This is a genomic window from Nonomuraea sp. NPDC049784 (assembly GCF_040659615.1).
In the GTDB taxonomy this organism is placed as follows: Bacteria; Actinomycetota; Actinomycetes; order Streptosporangiales; family Streptosporangiaceae; genus Nonomuraea.
Genome location: NZ_JBFAMX010000033.1, coordinates 1 through 17,586, shown reverse-complemented (window position 1 = coordinate 17,586; position 17,586 = coordinate 1). Strand labels below are relative to the sequence as shown.

The following is a 17,586-nucleotide window of genomic DNA, read 5'->3' as shown; positions in this document are numbered from 1 at the left end:
ACAGGGCTCAGCTGCCGCAGCTGCCCCAGCCGGAGGTGATGTTCACGCTGTCGACGCTGCCGGAGTACCGCACGCACTTACCCCTGGCGGGCAGCTTGACCGGCCCGGCGTAGTAATCGTAGTTGCCGCGGTCCGTCTGGCCGCCGCCGCCCTGGACCTCCAGCGTCGCGCTGACCGGGGTCTTCTTGCCGATGTTCGTGGTCTTGATGGTGACCACGCAGTTCTGGCCTGTGCTGTTGTTCCAGAGCTGGTACGTCGTTCCGCCGCCGAACGGGGTGGACCGCTGGACCGTGAAGCCCGCGCCGCACACCTGGGTGGGCGTGTACGGATTCGTGGTCTGCGTCGGGGTCGGCGTGGCCGTCGTCTTCGTGGGGGTGGGCTTGGCCGTCGTCTTCGTCGGCGTCGGCTTTGCCGTGGTCTTCGTCGGCGTCGGCTTTGCCGTGGTCGGCGTCGGCGTCGGGGTCGTCCAGGTGGGAGTCGGGGTCGGGGTCGGCTCCGGGGTCCGCGTGGGCTCCTCAGTCGGCGTCGGCGTCGGCGTCGGCGTAGGCTCCACCGTCTTGGTGACGGTCGCCGTCGGCCGGCCGTGCTCCTTCTTGCTGGGAGTGGGCGTCGACTCGGCCGTCGTGGTCGTGGTCGCGGCCGGCGGCTGCGAGGCGGTGGGGATCGCGACCGGCTGCGTGGGGATCGGAGCCGGGGTGGTGGGCGGGGTGGTCAGCTCGGGCACCTCAGGCGCGGTCGAGGACCATTCGGTGGGCAGCGTCAGCGGGCCGACACCCGAGTCGTCCGGGTTGGTCGTGGCGCCCCAGGGCACCGTGGCCTCGGGCTGCGTCTGCTGCGGATCGGTGCCGCCGCCGAGGGGGTCGGTTCCTGTTCCCTGCGGGCCGGGGGTCGCCGGGACGCTGGCGGGCAGCGGGATCTCGTTCCCGTTCGCCTGCGCCACGGAGGCCGGGTTGACCTGCTGCAGCTTCACGTACCTGTTCGCGCCCCAAAGGCCCAGGGCGGAGATGAGCCCGACCACGGCGACAGCGGCGATCAGCCCCAGCGGGACGCCCCTGCGCGGCTTCTGGGAGGCGGGCCTGGAGGGCACGGCCTCGAGCATGATGTGCTGCGGCGGCTGTTCCGGCTCCGGCGGGCCCCACATCGGCGCTTCGGACTGGTGCTGATGCGGCACCGGCACGCCCTGCATGGGCTGACCCTGCATCGGGGGGCCCTGCATCGGGGGACCTTGCAGAGGCGGGCCCTGGAAGGGCGGAGGTCCCTGGAAAGGCGGACCCTGAAGCGTCGGCGGGCCCGCGACCAGCGTGTCCTGCGGCGGCACCGGAGCACCGCCCTGGCCGGGCACGCCGGGGATCGGGATCCCCTGGATCGGAACGCCCTCGATGGCGGCCTGCGGGGCCGTGGGCGGCTTGGCCGCGTTCGTGCCGCCGAGCAGCTGCATGAGCGCGCTGTACGTGGTCGGCCGCTTGCCGACCTCCTTGGACAGCGCCGCCATCACCACCCTGCGCATCGGCTCGCCCTCGATGTCCACCTCGGGCTCGCCGGTCAGCACCCCGTCACGATCGGCGAACGGCGCCTTGCCCGTGCCCGCGAACGCGATGGTCGCCGCCCAGGCGAACACGTCCGCGTAGGGGCCGTACTGCAGGCCGAGAAGCTGCTCGGGCGCCTGGTAGGCGATCTCGCCCGCCGGCTCGCCGATCCCGGCGTCGGTCACCCGCGGACCCTCGGGCCCGAGGATCACGTTGTGTGGCGTGAGCGACTTGTGCGAACGACCGGCGAGGTGAATGGCCGACAGCGCGGTCAGCACGCCGACCGCGACCCGCTCGAGCGCGTCCCCGCTCAGCGGCCCGTCGTCGGCCACCGCCTGGGCCAGGCTCTTGCCCTCGACGTGCTCTCTGACGACGTAGGGCCGCTCCTCGTGCAGACCGGCGTCCAGCACCCGGGCCACGTATGAGCTGGAGACCTGTTTGGCCCCCAGGTGTTTCGCAGGCGCGTCAGGGCCGGCGTCCGGATCGGCTGGGAGCAGCTTCACCGCGACGATGGGTGCGTCCTCGGATTCGCGACCAAGGAACACCTCGCCCCGAGGCCCCTCTCCCAGCCGGCCGATAATGCTGAGATCGCCGATCCGCTCGGGATCACCAGGGCGCAAAGGGTGCATGACTAAACCTTTCACGGCAAAGCATGATCTGATCACATTGAACCAGATCTTTCACACCCGCATCAGAAGTTTCGGCCCGTACCAGACAATTCACCGTTTTGTTTCCTTGCAGCCCCAGTTACTCGGGCCTGCCGGGCCGCCATCCCCTGCGCCGCGCCATCGGGATCATGATGCGGGCGACCGCCACCACCATCGCCAGCCCGAGCGCGGACCCGGCGACGATCAAGGCCAGCTGGATCGCGTCGTGGTCCACGGGCGGGACCTTGGCCACGGCGTCCGCGGGGAGCGGGCTGGGCGGAGGGGGCGCGACCACAGGGGCGTCGGCGGGCTCGTACGGGAGGATCGCGCTGAGCGCGAGCATGGGGTTGACCATCCCCGCGCCCTTGCCTCCGCCCGTGGCGCCGTCGGCCGTGGCGATGATGCGCTGGCGTACCTGGGCCTCGTCCAGCTTCGGGAAGCGGGCCCTGACGAGCGCCGCCACGCCGGCGACGTAGGGGGCGGCGTAGCTCGTGCCGTTGAGGTCCTTGTAATAGGAGCGGCCCGGCCAGGTGGACGTGATGCCCTGGCCCGGCCCGAGCACGGCGACGGGGGTCTTGACGTTGGAGAAGTCGGACAGGATGCCGTTCGGACCCGCCGCGCCCACCGCGAGCACCCCGTCGTAGGCCGCCGGATAAGCGGGCACAGGGGTGCCGTCCTCCTTCTTGACGTTGCCGGCCGCCGCCACGATCAACGCGTCCTTGGCGAGCGCGTACTGCACCACCTCGCGCAACTCGGGCAGGTCGCTCGTCGACACCGACACGTTGATGACCTGGGCGCCCTCGTCGGCGGCCGCCTTTATGGCCTTGACCAGCAGCTTCGGGTCGCCGTCCCGTTCGGAGTCCGTCTGCTTGTACGAAAGCAGCCGCGCGCCCGGCGCCATGCCGTAGAACAGCACTCCCTGCATGTACTGTGCGCCGATGATGCCCGCCACCGCGGTCCCGTGTCCCACGCAGTCGCGGTAGCCGGTCCCGGTGAGGTCGGCCCTGCCCGCGAGGCGGATCTGCGGATGCTGCAGGTCGACGCCGCTGTCGACGATGGCCACCTTCACGCCCGCGCCGGTGGACAGCGACCAGGCGCGTTTGGGGTCGAGCCGTTTCTGGGCCCAGGACTCGCCCACCTGCATGGTGCCCCTGGGCGGCTGGCAATCGTCCCTCACGGCCGCGGGCGCCAGCGGGACCTGTAGGGCGAGCGCGCTCGCCACCAAGGCGCGACCAATCATGGGGGAAAAGCGTAGCTTGCCGGGATCACGCGATCGTGTGGACTGCCGGAATCAGCGGAAGAAGCCCCGGCACCCTCGCCAGGGCCCCTGTCCGTTGCTCATTTCGTTGCGGACTCGATGTTCTGGCGGTAGGTGCCGATGACCCGCGAAGCCTCCTGCAGCTCCTCGGTCATGCGCTGGAAGGCCGTACGGTAGTTCTGCCACGCCTGCTGGAAACGCTGGGCGCCCGGCCCCGTCCACGCCGTGCCGACCTTGGCGGCCTCACGGTCGAGCGCGGTCATGGTGGTGCGGACCGCTTCCGACTGCTGCGTGAACTGACTGGCCATCTGCTGCATTTCGGCGAGGTCGCCGCCGAACATGCTCTGGCTCATGCATACCTCCTGGAACATGTGAAAGCGCCCTCAACTTAAAGGGGAGCCACCGGCCGTCGCCCGCGTTATACCGAGCGGCTATGGTCTACCCGAGGATTGTTCGGATTCGTCCCTGGGAGCTGTCCGTCTCATGCGCGAGGTTGTGGTGACCGGCGGGGGCACCGGCATCGGGTACGCCGTCGCCGCCGCCTTCGTCTCGCTCGGCGACCACGTCACCATCACCGGCCGCCGCGAACACGTGCTGGAGGAGGCCGCGTCGCGGCTCGGAGCGGCGTACGCGGCGTTCAACGCGGCCAGCCCCGTCGCGGTGAAAGAGGCGCTCGACAGCCTGCCGCAGCACGTGGACGTGCTGGTCAACAACGCCGGCGGCAACACCAACCTCGACCGCAGGCAGCCCGGCGAGCTGATGGACGTCGCCGAGGCCTGGTGGGCCAACCTCAACGCCAACCTGATGTCCGCCGTCCTCGTCACGACCGCGCTGGCGCCGCGTATGAGGGACGGCGGCCGGATCGTCTCCATCGGCTCGATCGCGGCACGCGGCACGGGCTCCGGCTCGTACGGCGCCGCCAAGGCCGCTGTGGAGTCCTGGACCGCCGACCTGGCCGCCGAACTCGGCCCCAGGGGCATCACCGCGAACGTCGTCTCCCCCGGTCTCGTCCTGGACACCGAGTTCTTCCGCGGGCGGCTGACGAAGGAAGGCATCAAGGCCCGCGTGGAGAACACGCGCAACGGCCGCCCTGGCACTCCGTCTGACGTGGCGGATACCGTTCTCTATCTGGCCTCCGCGGGAGCCAGGCATGTCACCGGGCAGGTGCTCCACGTGAACGGCGGCGCGTACCTGGGCCGCTGAACTCTCTCAGGAAGGACTTTGGGTCGGTGCGGAAGGTTCTGATCGCCAATCGCGGCGAAATCGCCGTACGTGTGGCACGCGCGTGCAAGGACGCCGGGATCGGCAGCGTGGCCGTCTACGCCGACCAGGACCTCGAGGCCCTGCACGTCAAGGTCGCCGACGAGGCGTACGCGCTGAGCGGCCAGTCTCCCGCCGAGACCTACCTCCACATCGGCAAGCTGCTCGAGGTGGCGCGCCGCTCCGGGGCGGACGCCGTGCACCCCGGATACGGCTTCCTGGCCGAGAACGCCGGCTTCGCCCAGGCCGTCATCGACGCGGGCCTGATCTGGATCGGCCCGCCGCCGTCCGCCATCGCCGCGCTCGGCGACAAGGTGCAGGCCAGGCACATCGCGCAGAAGGTGGGCGCGCCGCTGGTCGCGGGCACCAACGACCCGGTCTCCGGAGCCGGCGAGGTCGTGGCGTTCGCGGAGGAGCACGGGCTGCCGATCGCGATCAAGGCGGCGTACGGCGGCGGCGGGCGCGGCATCAAGGTGGCGCGCAGGCTGGAGGAGGTCGCCGAGCTGTACGAGTCGGCCGTGCGCGAGGCCGTCGCGTCGTTCGGACGGGGCGAGTGCTTCGTGGAGCGCTACCTCGACCGGCCCCGCCATGTCGAGACGCAGTGCCTGGCCGACTCCCACGGCAACGTGGTCGTGGTCAGCACGCGCGACTGCTCGCTCCAGCGCCGCCACCAGAAGCTCGTGGAGGAGGCGCCGGCGCCGTTCCTGACGGAGGAGCAGGTCGAGGTCCTCTACTCCAGCTCGAAGGCCATCCTGAAGGAGGCGGGGTACGTCGGGGCCGGCACGTGCGAGTTCCTCGTCGGCCAGGACGGGACGGTCTCGTTCCTCGAGGTGAACACGCGACTGCAGGTCGAGCACCCGGTCACCGAGGAGGTGGCGGGCATCGACCTGGTGCGGGAGATGTTCAGGATCGCCGACGGGGAGGCGCTCGAATACGGCGACCCGGCGCTGCGCGGCCACTCGATCGAGTTCCGGATCAACGCCGAGGACGCCGGGCGCAACTTCCTGCCCGCTCCCGGGACACTGACCGTCATGCGCGCGCCTTCCGGACCCGGGGTCCGGCTCGACTCCGGGTACGAGGCGGGGATGACGGTGCCGCAGACGTTCGACTCGCTGGTGGCGAAGCTGATCGTCACGGGGCGGACGCGGAATGAGGCGCTGGAGCGGGCGCGGCGGGCGCTGGCGGAGTTCGAGATCTCCGGCATGCCCACCGTGCTGCCGTTCCACCGGGCCGTCGTGTCCGATCCGGCCTTCGCCTCCGCGCCGTTCTCGGTGCACACGCGGTGGATCGAGACCGAGTGGGAGAACACGGTCGCGCCGTACGACCAAGAGGCCGCCTCGGGGCCTGGCGCCGCCGCGCGCGAGACGGTGACGGTCGAGGTCGGCGGGAAGCGCCTGGAGGTCGTCCTGCCCGCCGGTCTCGGCACCTCCGCGGCCGGCACTTCCGCCCCGGGCAAGGCGCCACGGCGCGGCGGCGGTTCCAGGAAGGCGTCGGCGGCGGGCGGTGACTCGCTGGTCAGCCCGATGCAGGGGACGATCGTCAAGGTCGTGGCCACTGATGGGGACGTGGTGAACGAGGGCGACACGGTCGTCGTCCTGGAGGCCATGAAGATGGAGCAGCCGCTGGCGGCGCACAAGTCGGGCACGGTGACGGGGCTCACGGCGACGGTCGGGCAGACCGTCACCTCCGGCGCCACGATCTGCGAGATCAAGGACACCTGACCTGCAATCCATGGCTCCAGGCTCTTCGCTCACGGTGTGCGCTTGCGAGCTCCCCTACGGGTAACGTGCGCAGTGAGGAACTTTGCCGACCGCCCGTTCGTCCTCATGGGCGAAGGAGGCTTGCTGCCAATGACCCATTCGCTGCGCCGAGCAGGGGCCGCGATCGCGGCTCTGATCGCCGGTCTATTCGTCGTTCTTGCGCTGTCCCCTGCCGCCAACGCGGCGGCACCCCCTGATGCTCAGTCGGTGGTGTCCTACTGGAAGGACAAAAAGGACCCGCTCTTTGTGGAGTCGGGCTCGCCACTGACGTCGGATCAGCAGAGTGAGATCCGTGACGCGCTGAAGGGGGCCGACAGCAAGATCTACGCTGTGGCGCTGCCCGACGGCACAGTCACCGACTCCACCATTGCGTCGTACATGAGCTCGCTCAACTCCGGGCTGACGGCCGCGGGCCGTAACCGCGCCACGTTCGCCGTGCTCGACGGCCAGACGTTGTTCGCGGCCTCGAGCGCGCTGCGTCAGGAGGGCCTCGCCGGCGAGCTGGCCAACCGCGCGGTGAACGCCAACTCTGACGTCGTGGACGGAATGAAGGACTTCGTCCACCGAGTGGACCTCGCCGTGAAGGGCGACCGGTCCGCCCTCGACACCGGCAGCCAGGCCAACCCCGGCGCCGGCGGCACGGCCGCGCTGATCGCCCTGGGCGGGCTGGTCGTGGTCGGCGGTGGCGGCTACTTCCTCTACTCCAGCAACAGGAAGAAGAAGCGGGCCATCCAGGAGGCCAAGGACCTGGCGGCCGTCAAGCAGACCGTGGACGAGGACGTCACCAAGCTCGGCGAGGAGATCACCGCCCTCGACACCGACGTGACGCTCGCCGGCAAGGGCGGCAGGCACATCGAGGAGTGGCAGCAGGCGCTCGACTCCTACGAGAAGGCCAAGACCCAGCTGGCCACCGTCCAGCGGGCCGACCAGGTCCGCGACGTCACCCAGACCCTCGAGGACGGCCGCTACGCGCTGGCCGTGGTCAAGGCCAAGGTCAACAACGAGCCGGTCCCCGAGCGGCGCGCCCCCTGCTTCTTCAACCCGCAGCACGGCCCCTCCATCCGTGACGTCCGCTGGGCCCCGCCCGGCGGCGCGCTCCGCGACGTACCGGCCTGCCGGATGGACGCGGAGGCCGTGGAGCGCGGCTTCGACCCGCAGATGCGCGAGGTCATGGTCGACGGCCACCGCCGCCCGTACTACGACGCGGGCCCGGCGTACCAGCCGTACGCGTACGGCTACTACGGCGGCTTCGGCGACATCATGACCGGCATGTTCATCGGCACCATGATGGGCAGCATGCTCGGCGGCGGCTTCGGCTTCGGCGGCTACGGCGCCGGCTACGCCGAGGGCTACGCGGACGGCGGAGGCGGAGACTTCGGCGGCGACTTCGGCGGCGGGGACGCCGGTGGCGGCTGGGGCGACTTCGGCGGCGGAGGCGACTTCGGCGGCGGGGACTTCGGCGGCGGCGACTGGTAAACCCACAACGAGCGCTCCCCTGGGCCTACGAGCCCGCGGGGAGCGCTCGCGCGTTGGGGCTCCTCATGGGGCACCGGGAGCGTAAATCAACATACAGATCGATGTCGATGACCCCTGTCGGGATGCCACGGCGAGGGAGGCCGCTGAACGAGCACTGGTCCGGCAGCGAACTGTCCACAATTCAGGCAGCATGAAACCCGTGCTCATCGTCATCGGCGGCCTCCCCGCGACAGGCAAGACGACGCTCGCCCGCCTCCTGGCCACGCGCATCGGTGCGGTCCACGTGCGCATCGACACCATCGAGCAGGCGATCGTCCGCTCCGGCCTGGCGAGACAGCCTCTCGGCCCCGCCGGATACGTCGTCGGTTATGCCCTGGCCGGGGAGCACCTGCGTCAAGGACTGAGCGTGATCGCTGAGTCGGTGAACCCCCTGGCCATCACCCGTGACGCGTGGCGGGAGGTCGGGGTCGAGGCAGGGGTGCCGGTGGCTGAGGTGGAGGTGGTCTGCGGCGACCCGGCCGAGCACCGGCACCGGGCGACCTCGCGCTCGATCGACATCCCCGACCTGCGGCCGCCCACTTGGCAGGAGGTCGTCGACCGCGAATACGAGCCATGGGACCGCGAGCACATCGTCGTGGACACCTCCGCGCAAACGCCGGAGGAGTCGCTCGGCGTGCTCCTCCGAAGCCTTGATCGATTTTCGGGGTGAGTGCATATGGGCATCAGGGTGCTGTGCCTGCGCCATGGCGAGTCGGAGAACGTCGTCGCCGGGGCCGCCGGGGCGCTGCCTCTCGCGGAGCTGACGTCGAAAGGGCGGGAGCAGGCGGCAGAAGCGGCCGAACTCCTGCGCGAAGAGGGAATCACCCGGATATATGCCAGCACCGCGCTCCGCGCCCGGCAGACCGCCGAGATCATCTCGGATGCGCTCGGGCTGGCGGAGGTGGTATTTCTGCAGGGGCTCGTGGAGCTCGGCGTCGGGCGGCTGGAAGGCGCCACCGACCCGGCGACCCGGGCACGTACGGCCGAGGTCCTGCGCGCCTGGATCGTGGACGGGCGGCTGGACGAGGCGGTGGCGGACGGCGAGGACGGGCACGCGGTCACCGCACGCGTCGTCGCCGCTCTCGCCTCCATCGCGGCCACGCACCCGAAAGGGACGGTCGCCGTCGTCGGCCACGTCGGTAGTCTCACCGCCGGGCTCAACGCTCTTTGCGGGCTGGGGGAGCGGGTGTGGGGGGCGCCTCTCCCGCATGCCGTGCCGTTCGCGGTCGAATGGGATGGACGGTCCTGGTGGTGCGCATCCTGGCCGTCTTTGACACAAGATCGATCAGTGACCTACCTCGCCGAAGGAACCCGCGTCGGGATCCGCCACATCAGCTGCCAGGACCGCGCCGAGTTCCTGGCCCTGAACCGGGAGAGCGCCGACCTGCTCACCCGCTGGATGCCCGGCGACCCCATCACCACCGACGAGGCCTTCGAGGGGTATGTGGCGCGCTTCGACGGGCCGCCCAACGAGGGCTTCGTGATCTGCCGCCTCGACACCGGTGCGATCGTGGGCCGGGCCAACATCAACAACATCGTCCGGGGCTCGCGCCAGGACGGCACCCTCGGATACTGCACGTACTCGTCCACTACCGGCCGCGGCTACATGACCGAGGGGCTGCGGCTGCTCGTCCGGTACGCGTTCGACGAGCTGGGGCTGCACCGCATCGAGGCGAACATCCAGCCTGCGAACGCCCCCTCCCTGAGCCTGATCAAGCGCGTCGGCTTCCAGCGAGAGGGCTATTCGCCGAACTTCCAGTTCATCGACGGGGCGTGGCGGGACCACGAGCGGTGGGCGATCACTGTGGAAGAGGCCGGTAAGGGCCCGGATGGCGCATGACCCAGACAGTGCCGCGGGCGATGGACTCCTTGAAGGCCGCCGAGGCCCGGCCGGTGAGTACGGCGTCGACCGGGCTGTCGTCGGACCGGGTGAACTGGGTGACCCCGTCGTGCCGGCCCAGGCTGATGTTCTGCCAGACGTACCGGAACCTGGCGTGCCGCGGCTTCCGCCCGGTCAGCAGGTCGGCCACCGCCTCGCCTCCGTAGAGCCCCATGGGAAGGCCCGTCTGGCAGGCCATCCGGGTCGGCCGGCCGCTCCTGTCGGCCGCGGCGGCGTCGCCGATGCCGAACACCTCCGGATGCGACACCGACCGCAGTGACCGGTCCACGAGCATGCGGCCGTGCCTGTCCGTGGCCAGCCCCGCCGTAGCGGCGAGATGGGGTACGCGGAACCCAGCCGCCCACGCCACGGTCTCGGTACGCAGTTCGTCCCCGTCCTCCAGCAGCAGGCCGTCGGTGCCGACCTTGGCGACCGGCGTGTGCTCGCGAACGGCGATGCCCATGCGGGAGAAGGCCCGGTGGAGGTGGCGGCGGGCCCGTACGGACAGCCCCTCCCCGATCAGACCGGCGGAGACGAGGGAGACCCGCAGCCCGGGGTTGGTGCAGGCGAACTCGGTAGCGGCCTCGATGCCGGTCAGCCCGCCGCCGACCACGGTCACCTCGCCGCTGTCGATCAGGTGTGCCCGCAGCCGGACGGCCTCGTCGACGGCGGCCAGCGTGTACGCGTGCTCGCGCACCCCCGGCACGCAGTCCAGGTCCGCGGCGCTCCCGAGCGCGTAGACGAGCACGTCATAGGAGAGGTCGTACGGGGGCGCGTTCAGGCGCACGGTCCTCGCCTCCGGGTCGATCCCGATCACCCGGGCGACCACCAGTTCGATGCCGGTGTCCTCGAGCAGGCCGGCCAGCGGCAGGTCGGGCAGGCGCTGGCCCGCGGCGAGCTGGTGGAGCCGTATCCGCTCCACGAACCTGTCGCTCGCGTTGACCAGCGTCACTCGGGCATTGGCGCGCCGCAGCCGCCGCGCGGCGCGCTTGGCCGCCCCCAGCCCGGCGTATCCGGCCCCCAGCACCACGATGTGGTCCGTCATGGTTCCTCCTATCGAGTCCCCACTTGAACTGGCGAGCCCACCTATCCGTGACAGGATCGGCGTGTGATCGCGCTCACACCTCGGTCAGGCGAGCTGTGCGGTGGCGAAGGCGAGTTTGGCCGGGTTGACCATGGTCCGTATCACGACGACGCGGTCTCCGGCGACCTCCAGAGCCATGATCGCCACCAGGTCGCGGTCTGACGAGCAGATCAACACCGCAGGTTCGCCGTTGATGTCCAGGATCTCGATCATCGCCCCGACCGCCTCCGGCCGTGCGAGCAGCCCTCCGAGGTAGCGCACCACCTTCGGCAGCCCGCGCACGGGCCGCCGCGCCGCGGACGACATGCCGCCGCCGTCCGCCCAGGCGACCACGTCGTCGGCGAGCAGCCGTTCCAGGGCGGCGACGTCCCCGTTCATGGTCGCCTCCATGAACCCCTTCAGGATGCGGCGGTGGTGCTCCCGATCGCTCTCGAACCGCTTGCGCGGCTCCCCCACGTGCGTCCTGGCCCGCCGGTAGAGCTGCCGGGAGTGCGCCTCGTCGATGCGCAGGATGTCGCCGATCTCCGCATGGCTGTGCCCGAACGCCTCCCGCAGCACGAACACCGCCCGCTCCGTCGGGGTCAGCCGCTCCAGCAGGATCAGCATGCCCAGCGACACGGATTCGCGCTGCTCGACGGTCTCCAGCGGCCCGAGCGCGCCGTCGCCGGTGAGCACCGGCTCCGGCAGCCACGGCCCCGCGTAGCTCTCCCTCTGCCGCCGCGCGGAGGAGAGCTGGCTGAGGCACAGGTTGGTGACCACTCTGGTCAGCCACGCGGCAGGCACCGCGACCGGCCCGGTGACCTGACTCCACCGCAGGTACGTCTCCTGCACCATGTCCTCGGCCTCGGAGGCGGAGCCGAGCAACCGGTACGCCAGCCCGAACAGCCGCGCCCGCTGCCCCTCGAACACTTCCGCCGACCCCGCGCCATCCACCCGAACGATGCTAACTCGACGCGACTTCGCCCTGCTTTGCGGCATGGACAGGGGGACTAGAGAAGCGTGCCGAGGGGGCCCAGGTCCAGGTTGAGGTCCTCGGGCTCCAGGCCGAAGCGGTCGCACACGTCGGCCATCGCCTCCTCCAGGCGCATCAAGGTCACCCCGAGCACCTCGACCTGCTCGTCCGACAGGTCTCCCTGCTCCATGCGGCGTACGCACTGGCGCTCCACGAGCTGACGGATCAGCTCGACCAGCGTGAGCACGAGCCGGCTCAGGTCGCGCTCGATCGTTTCCGAGTCGGCGGCTATGCGCAGGCGGGGGCTGTCCGTGCTCACGCGACTTCATCCCCCTCGATCGACACGATGAGCGTACGGAGCGAGATGCGTACGAGGTCCACGTCCGCGATCGACAGGACGAGGTCGCCGGTCACGACGACACCGCCGGCCAGCAACCGGTCCAGCAGGTCCACGAGGGCCACGCGTTCGGGCGGGATCCGGTCGTCGACCACCACGTCACGTCTCAAGATGTCTCCAGCACCGTGAAGGAGTACGGGGCCCATGGGCCGGTGAGGTGCACCTCCACCCCGTCCCCGCCGAGGCTGCCGGCCGTCGCGGCGAACTCCTCGTCGCGGCCCTCGTCCACGAGGTAAGCGCCGTTCAGCAGCATCACCTCGTCGCGGCCCGAGAGTTGTGGGTCCTGGGCGCGGTGGCGGCAGCTCGCGGCGGCGAGCGACGACAGGGTGGCGTGGATGTGGTCGGCGCGGCCCATGATCTGCCGGCGGGCCTGCTCCCGGCCGCGCAGGCTCGCCCGGCGGCGCTGGAGATAGGCGGTCCCGGGCTTCCCCACGTCGTCCCCGGCTCCCTCATCGCCGTCCCTCGTCGCCGGGGAGGCCGCGCCCGGGCCCACGTACGCCTTGACGCCCCATTCCCTGCGCCCCATGACGTGGGAGAGCACCTCCAGGAAGTCGTCCCTGCGCCGCTCCAGCAGGTCGCGCACCTGGTCGTCGTCCGCGTACACGGTGACGAGCCGGACCGGCGCCGTCGGCGTGGCGGTCGCCACGACGTCCACCACGCGGTGATGGGCGCGGGCCGTCACCGCCAGCCAGTCCAGATCCTCCAGCGAGCGGCGCAGGGGCTCCTCGCCGAACTCCGCCAGCGGCACCGTGCTCACATAGGCCACCAGGCCGGCCCCGGCGATCGTCCGCACGGGAGCGACGCCATCAGGGCACTCGACGGCCGAGCGGGCGACCGCGTACACGTACGTGCCGGCGTCACTCATCCCCGCCCCTCACGGCGAGGAGGCGGCGCAGGCGGCGGTTCTCCTCGATCAGCTCGCGGTCCCGCCCGGACAACCAGGGGTCGTGCTCCCACCAGTCGATGCCCAGTTCCCTGGCCGTGTCCACCGAGGCGATCAGCAGGCGTAGCTTGATCGTGAGCAGCTCGATGTCCAGTAGGTTCACCCGGATGTCGCCGGCGATCACCACACCTCTGTCGAGCACGCGCTCCAGGATGTCCCCGAGGTTGGCCGGCTCGCGGCTCGCGCCGCCGTACGGCTGGCGCATCACAGGGGCCGCCGTTCCTCCTACTCTGTCCATTGTCACGCCTCACCGGTGTCGGCGTTGGAGCGCCGGTATCGCCGTAGCCTCCGATATGACAGCAAGTTCCCCTCCGCGTCGATCTCGACCTGGTAAAGGGCGAGGATGTCGCCCGAGGAGGGGATGCGGCGATCTTCGACGACCTCTACGCCGACCTTCCAGCCGTCCTCGGCCGGTTCGACGGCCGTCACCCCCTCGACCTGCTTCGTGGTCAGATCGGCGATATGCCGGAACCCGATCTCACCAGCCGTCATGGCCGTCAATCCCTTCGGCCGGGGCTCACGGACTTCACGAGGCTCACGAGGCCGGGGCTCACGGGGTTCGCGAGCCTCACGCGGTTCACGAGCCTCACGGGGTTCGCGAGCCGCACGCGGCCGCATGGCGGTGGCGCGTTTCTCGATCATGCGATTACCTCCGCCCCGCGGCCATCAGCTGGAGCACCCGCTCGACCGCCTGGCTCTCCTCCTCCTCGGTGATCTCCCCGGCCTCCCTGGCCGCCTCGATCTCCTCCAGGTGCCGCCTGACCGAGGCGGGGTTCCTGGTCTCCATCTCCACTTGTTCCTGGAACAGCTCGGCGAGCCAGAGCAGCCCGCGGAAGGGCGCCAACGGCCACCCGAAGATCAGCCCCAGCAGGCCCATGGGTCATACCCCCTGCTCCTGCGCGACGACGAAGTCGTAGGGCGCCAGCGGCCCGAGCAGCCGGAGGTTCACCCGCCCCTCCCAGCGCTCGCCCAGCCGGCCCAGCGCCTTCTCGAGCGCCCTCTGCTCGTCGACCTTGGCGAGCATGGCCACGTGCACGGCGTCCTGCTCGTGCGTCGGCTCACGTACGACCGCCGTCGAGAAGTGCGAGGCCAGCGCGTCCAGCAGCATGCGCGTGTCCATGTCGCGCTTGGCCTCGATCCCGGCCGCGATGATCTCCCCGAGCCTGATCCGCTCGTTCCTCGTCACGTCCTCCGAGCGGCCGCGGATGGCCTCGCGCAGGCCGGCGGCCTCCGGGTTCTCCGCGAGGATCTCCCCCATCACCGCGGACTCCACGTAACGGCCCTTGACGATGTACTCGGCCTGGCCCGCGAGCTCCTGCAGCGCGCCGAGGAACTCGTCATGGAACGGCTTGAGCAGCTCCTCCACGACCGCTTCCGGATTCGCCATCACGGCGCCGAACCGGAACGGGAGCACGGGCGCCTTGGCGGCGACGGAGTCGAGCAACCGCTCATAGGCCAGGAAGTCGCCGGGCTGGCCCAGGGGCTGGTCCACGTTCACATCGCTCATGAGGACGGCGATCTCGCCGTGCCGTACGAGCTGGACCTCGCCGGCCGGGTCACCGAGCCCGCGATCGTCGCGCGACAGCTTCGTGTCCCCGGGAACGACCCCGTAGAGGTATGACGCGATGTTCTGCTGCCGGCGCGTGGCCTGCTTGGGTACGGAGGCTCCGGAAACCTTGGTGGATCGTCCCATCTCCCTCACTCTTCCTCTTCGCGCCGGCGAGGAGCCTTCTTCTTCATGCCGTGGCTCTCGACGATGTCGGTCAGCTTCTCGTCCGCCGCTTCCAGCACCCCCTGAACCACCTTCTTGGAACGATCCACACTGGGAACGCCCTTCGTCGTCTCCAGGACCTCGGGCAGGCCCTGCTCCCCGGTCTCGGCCATGTCGAGCCGGTTCGCGGCCTCCGCGAAGCGCAGGTACGTGTCAACGCTGGCCACGACGACGCGCGCGTCGACCGTGAGGACCTCGATGCCGACGAGCGAGACCCTGACATAGGCGTCGATCACGAGACCCTTGTCGAGAATCGTGTCGATGACGTCGGCCAGGCCCGTCGGAGACGGACGTCCGGCCATCTGGCCGGTCGCCGCCGGTTGCACAGACGTAGTCATCATCCCTCCCCTTGCCTCCGCCAGCCTGCCCCGAAAAGCGACACCGAATCACATAGGACACAAAAACGGGCAGGGCTTGACGTACTCGAATGACTACGGTCCGCAATCTTTGGCGACGAGGTGTTTACGTCAGGTGCTCGAGCGGACGGCGAGGAGAGGGGTGAGAAGGGTGGAGTCGGGCACCGCGCGGCCTTCCAGCTTGTCCATGACCAGGCGGACCGCCTCGCGGCCCACTTCCTCCGCGGGGATCAGCACCGAGGTGAGGGGCGGGCTGGCGCGCTCGGCCACGTCGTCGGGGCAGATGGCGACCACCGCCACGTCGTGCGGCACCCGCCGGTCGAGCTGCCGCAGCGCCGCCAGCACGTGGCCGACCGCCGCCTCGTTGTGCACGACCAGCCCGGACAGGCCGGGGTGGTCGAGGAACAGGTCACGTACGGTCTCGTAGACCTCGTCGAACGTCTCCTCGCACGGCAGCGCGACACCCTTGAGCCCGTGGGCCTCCACCGCCTCCACGAACCCCTCGCGCGTCCGCCGGGCGAACCCCGTCCCCCGCTCGTACACCACCGAAGGGGCGCCGAGCAGCGCGATCTCCTCGTGGCCGCGCTCGGCCAGGTGCGCCACGCACCGCGCGCCCGCGGCGGCGAAGTCCAGGTCCACGCAGGTCAGCCCGGCCGGCTCGGCGGGGAAGCCGATGAGCACGCTCGGCTCGGCCAGCTCGCGCAGCAGCGGGACCCTGCGGTCGTCCAGCTCGACGTCCATGAGCACCAGCGCGTCCACCAGCGCGCTCGCGGCCACCCGCCGGATGCCGGCCGTGCCCTCGTCGGCGGTCAGCAGCAGCACGTCGTGGTCGAAGCGGCGCGCGGCCGTGACCACGGCGCTGGCGAAGCGCATCAGGACGGGCACGTGCATGCCCGCCCGCAGCGGCAGCACCAGCGCGATCACGTTGGAGCGCTTGCTGGCCAGGGCGCGGGCGCCGGCGTTGGGGTGGTAGCCGAGCGCGCTGATGCTGTCGAGCACCCGCCGCCTGGTGTCGGCCGAGATCGTCCGCTTGCCGCTGAGCACGTAGGAGACCGTGCTGACGGCCACGCCCGCGTGCTTGGCGACCTGGGCGATCGTGACCGTGCGCCCGTTCAAGCCCCTGCTCCGAAGTCGAGCCGGGCCAGTGTCACGCCGTCGTTCTCGAACACCACATACAGATCGTGCACCCCGTCCGCTGCCGGGAGCGAGGCCGTGATGGCGTGATAGGCGTAGCGGTCGGTCCTGGGCACCGGGAACGTGGCGAGGGCCGGTCCGTAGAGAGGGTCGCCGCGGCGGATGGTGATCACGCCGCCCTCCGTGCTGCCCGCCGTCGCCACGCAGGCCGCCGCGCCGGCGAGGTCCACCTGCCGGAACAGGATCCACGCGCCCTCCGCGTCGGACCTGACGGCGTCGCCGTCCACCTTGGTCTCGTCCACGAACGTGATGGCGTCGTACTCGTCGTGCGCGGCCGCGCTCAGCAGCCCCGACTGGGGCGGGATGATCTCGCCGTCGACCTCGAAGCGGGCGCTCAGGCGCAGGTCGGTGGCGCTGCGGCCGACCATGAGCTGGTGCGACGAGCTCTCCACGGCGAACCTGCCCCTGGTCACGTCCCAGAAGGCCAGCTCGGAGACGGGCAAGGTCAGGGTGACGGTACGGCTCTCGCCGGGCGCGAGGCGTACCTTCTCGAAGCCGCGCAGGCGGCGCAGCGGCTGCTTGACGCGGGAGCGCTGCTGGTGGGTGTAGAACTGGACGACCTCGACGCCCGGCCTGGTGCCGGCGTTCGTCACGGTGGCCTCGGCGCTGACCACGTCGCCTTCCAGGTGTACGCGCAGGTCCGCGTACTCGAAGGCGGTGTAGCTGAGGCCGTGGCCGAACGGGTGGAGCGGGACGCCGCGGAAGTACAGGTACGTGGCGTCCGAGGCGATGATGTCGTAGTCGAGCAGGTCGGGCAGCTCCTGCTCCGAGCGGTACCACGTCTGGGTGAGGCGGCCCTCCGGATCGGCGTCGCCGAAGAGCACCTCGGCCAGCGCGTGGCCGTACTCCTGGCCGCCGTGCGCCGACCACAGCACGGCCGGGATCTCGTCTTCGGTCCAGGTGAGCGGGTAGCCGCTGGTGACGACCATGACGGTACGGGGGTTCGCCTTGCGGGCGGCCCGCACCACGGCGTCCTGGGCAGGAGCGAGGGCCAGCGTCATGCGGTCCTCGGTCTCGCGGCCGTTCACGAGCGGGTGGTCGCCG

19 protein-coding genes and 1 pseudogene are annotated in these 17,586 nt (G+C 70.7%); 5 read left to right on the top strand and 15 right to left on the bottom strand.

Annotated features, from left to right (window positions below; genetic code table 11):
• Positions 1–7: 7 nt before the first annotated feature.
• The 3 genes from AB0J09_RS11000 to AB0J09_RS10990 form a co-directional block, all read right to left on the bottom strand.
• Positions 8–2,155 (bottom strand): serine/threonine-protein kinase, encoded by a 2,148-nt coding sequence (locus AB0J09_RS11000; protein ID WP_360688617.1) that lies wholly within the window; start codon positions 2,153–2,155, stop codon positions 8–10.
• A 118-nt stretch (positions 2,156–2,273) separates the two neighbouring features.
• Positions 2,274–3,413, bottom strand: coding sequence for a S8 family serine peptidase (locus AB0J09_RS10995; protein WP_360688614.1), 1,140 nt, complete (start codon positions 3,411–3,413; stop codon positions 2,274–2,276).
• Between the two features lie 98 nt (positions 3,414–3,511).
• Positions 3,512–3,784, bottom strand: coding sequence for a WXG100 family type VII secretion target (locus tag AB0J09_RS10990; protein WP_344997026.1), 273 nt, complete (start codon positions 3,782–3,784; stop codon positions 3,512–3,514).
• Positions 3,785–3,914: 130 nt separating this feature from the next.
• On the opposite strand from AB0J09_RS10990, the gene AB0J09_RS10985 reads away from it, so the two are divergent.
• From AB0J09_RS10985 to AB0J09_RS10965, 5 genes are all read left to right on the top strand, one after another.
• On the top strand, positions 3,915–4,634 hold the full coding sequence (locus AB0J09_RS10985) for an SDR family oxidoreductase (RefSeq protein ID WP_360688610.1): 720 nt from the start codon (positions 3,915–3,917) through the stop codon (positions 4,632–4,634).
• A gap of 26 nt (positions 4,635–4,660) precedes the next feature.
• A complete protein-coding gene (locus AB0J09_RS10980) occupies positions 4,661–6,412 on the top strand; it encodes a biotin carboxylase N-terminal domain-containing protein (protein WP_360688607.1) in 1,752 nt (583 codons plus the stop codon).
• Positions 6,413–6,541: 129 nt separating this feature from the next.
• Positions 6,542–7,927, top strand: coding sequence for a hypothetical protein (locus AB0J09_RS10975; protein WP_360688604.1), 1,386 nt, complete (start codon positions 6,542–6,544; stop codon positions 7,925–7,927).
• A gap of 190 nt (positions 7,928–8,117) precedes the next feature.
• Positions 8,118–8,636, top strand: a complete 519-nt coding sequence (locus tag AB0J09_RS10970; RefSeq protein WP_360688601.1) for an AAA family ATPase — start codon at positions 8,118–8,120, stop codon at positions 8,634–8,636.
• 6 nt (positions 8,637–8,642) lie between these two features.
• Positions 8,643–9,806 carry a GNAT family N-acetyltransferase gene (locus AB0J09_RS10965; protein WP_360688598.1) on the top strand — a complete coding sequence of 388 codons (1,164 nt, stop codon included), beginning with the start codon at positions 8,643–8,645 and terminating at the stop codon, positions 9,804–9,806.
• Here the strand turns inward: AB0J09_RS10965 and AB0J09_RS10960 are convergent.
• From AB0J09_RS10960 to AB0J09_RS10905, 12 genes and pseudogenes are all read right to left on the bottom strand, one after another.
• Positions 9,766–10,890: an FAD-dependent oxidoreductase gene (locus AB0J09_RS10960; RefSeq protein ID WP_360688595.1), complete on the bottom strand. Its 1,125-nt coding sequence runs from the start codon at positions 10,888–10,890 to the stop codon at positions 9,766–9,768. The two genes, AB0J09_RS10965 and AB0J09_RS10960, sit on opposite strands and share 41 nt — an antisense overlap.
• Positions 10,891–10,974: 84 nt before the next feature.
• Positions 10,975–11,862: an RNA polymerase sigma factor SigJ gene (gene sigJ / locus AB0J09_RS10955; RefSeq protein WP_360688592.1), complete on the bottom strand. Its 888-nt coding sequence runs from the start codon at positions 11,860–11,862 to the stop codon at positions 10,975–10,977.
• Positions 11,863–11,918: 56 nt separating this feature from the next.
• Positions 11,919–12,200: a gas vesicle protein K gene (locus tag AB0J09_RS10950; RefSeq protein WP_360688589.1), complete on the bottom strand. Its 282-nt coding sequence runs from the start codon at positions 12,198–12,200 to the stop codon at positions 11,919–11,921.
• Positions 12,197–12,388 (bottom strand): gas vesicle protein GvpJ, encoded by a 192-nt coding sequence (gene gvpJ, locus AB0J09_RS10945; RefSeq protein WP_360688586.1) that lies wholly within the window; start codon positions 12,386–12,388, stop codon positions 12,197–12,199. Before gvpJ (AB0J09_RS10945) ends, AB0J09_RS10950 begins: the two co-directional genes overlap by 4 nt.
• Positions 12,385–13,143, bottom strand: coding sequence for a GvpL/GvpF family gas vesicle protein (locus AB0J09_RS10940; protein WP_360688583.1), 759 nt, complete (start codon positions 13,141–13,143; stop codon positions 12,385–12,387). The genes gvpJ (AB0J09_RS10945) and AB0J09_RS10940 overlap by 4 nt, the downstream gene beginning before the upstream one ends.
• Positions 13,136–13,426 carry a gas vesicle protein GvpJ gene (gvpJ, locus tag AB0J09_RS10935; RefSeq protein ID WP_360688692.1) on the bottom strand — a complete coding sequence of 97 codons (291 nt, stop codon included), beginning with the start codon at positions 13,424–13,426 and terminating at the stop codon, positions 13,136–13,138. The genes AB0J09_RS10940 and gvpJ (AB0J09_RS10935) overlap by 8 nt, the downstream gene beginning before the upstream one ends.
• Before the next feature lie 35 nt (positions 13,427–13,461).
• Positions 13,462–13,839, bottom strand: a complete 378-nt coding sequence (gene gvpO / locus AB0J09_RS10930; protein WP_360688689.1) for a gas vesicle protein GvpO — start codon at positions 13,837–13,839, stop codon at positions 13,462–13,464.
• Positions 13,840–13,867: 28 nt separating this feature from the next.
• Positions 13,868–14,098, bottom strand: coding sequence for a gas vesicle protein GvpG (locus tag AB0J09_RS10925; protein WP_360688580.1), 231 nt, complete (start codon positions 14,096–14,098; stop codon positions 13,868–13,870).
• Positions 14,099–14,101: 3 nt separating this feature from the next.
• Positions 14,102–14,914, bottom strand: a complete 813-nt coding sequence (locus tag AB0J09_RS10920; RefSeq protein WP_360688577.1) for a GvpL/GvpF family gas vesicle protein — start codon at positions 14,912–14,914, stop codon at positions 14,102–14,104.
• 206 nt (positions 14,915–15,120) lie between these two features.
• A pseudogene (gvpJ, locus tag AB0J09_RS10915) lies at positions 15,121–15,294 on the bottom strand (gas vesicle protein GvpJ); the annotation flags it as partial.
• 165 nt (positions 15,295–15,459) lie between these two features.
• Positions 15,460–16,464, bottom strand: a complete 1,005-nt coding sequence (locus tag AB0J09_RS10910; protein WP_360688574.1) for a LacI family DNA-binding transcriptional regulator — start codon at positions 16,462–16,464, stop codon at positions 15,460–15,462.
• A partial coding sequence (locus tag AB0J09_RS10905; protein ID WP_360688571.1) for a glycoside hydrolase family 3 C-terminal domain-containing protein occupies positions 16,461–17,586 on the bottom strand: 1,126 nt, incomplete at its 5' end. The genes AB0J09_RS10905 and AB0J09_RS10910, both read right to left, overlap by 4 nt.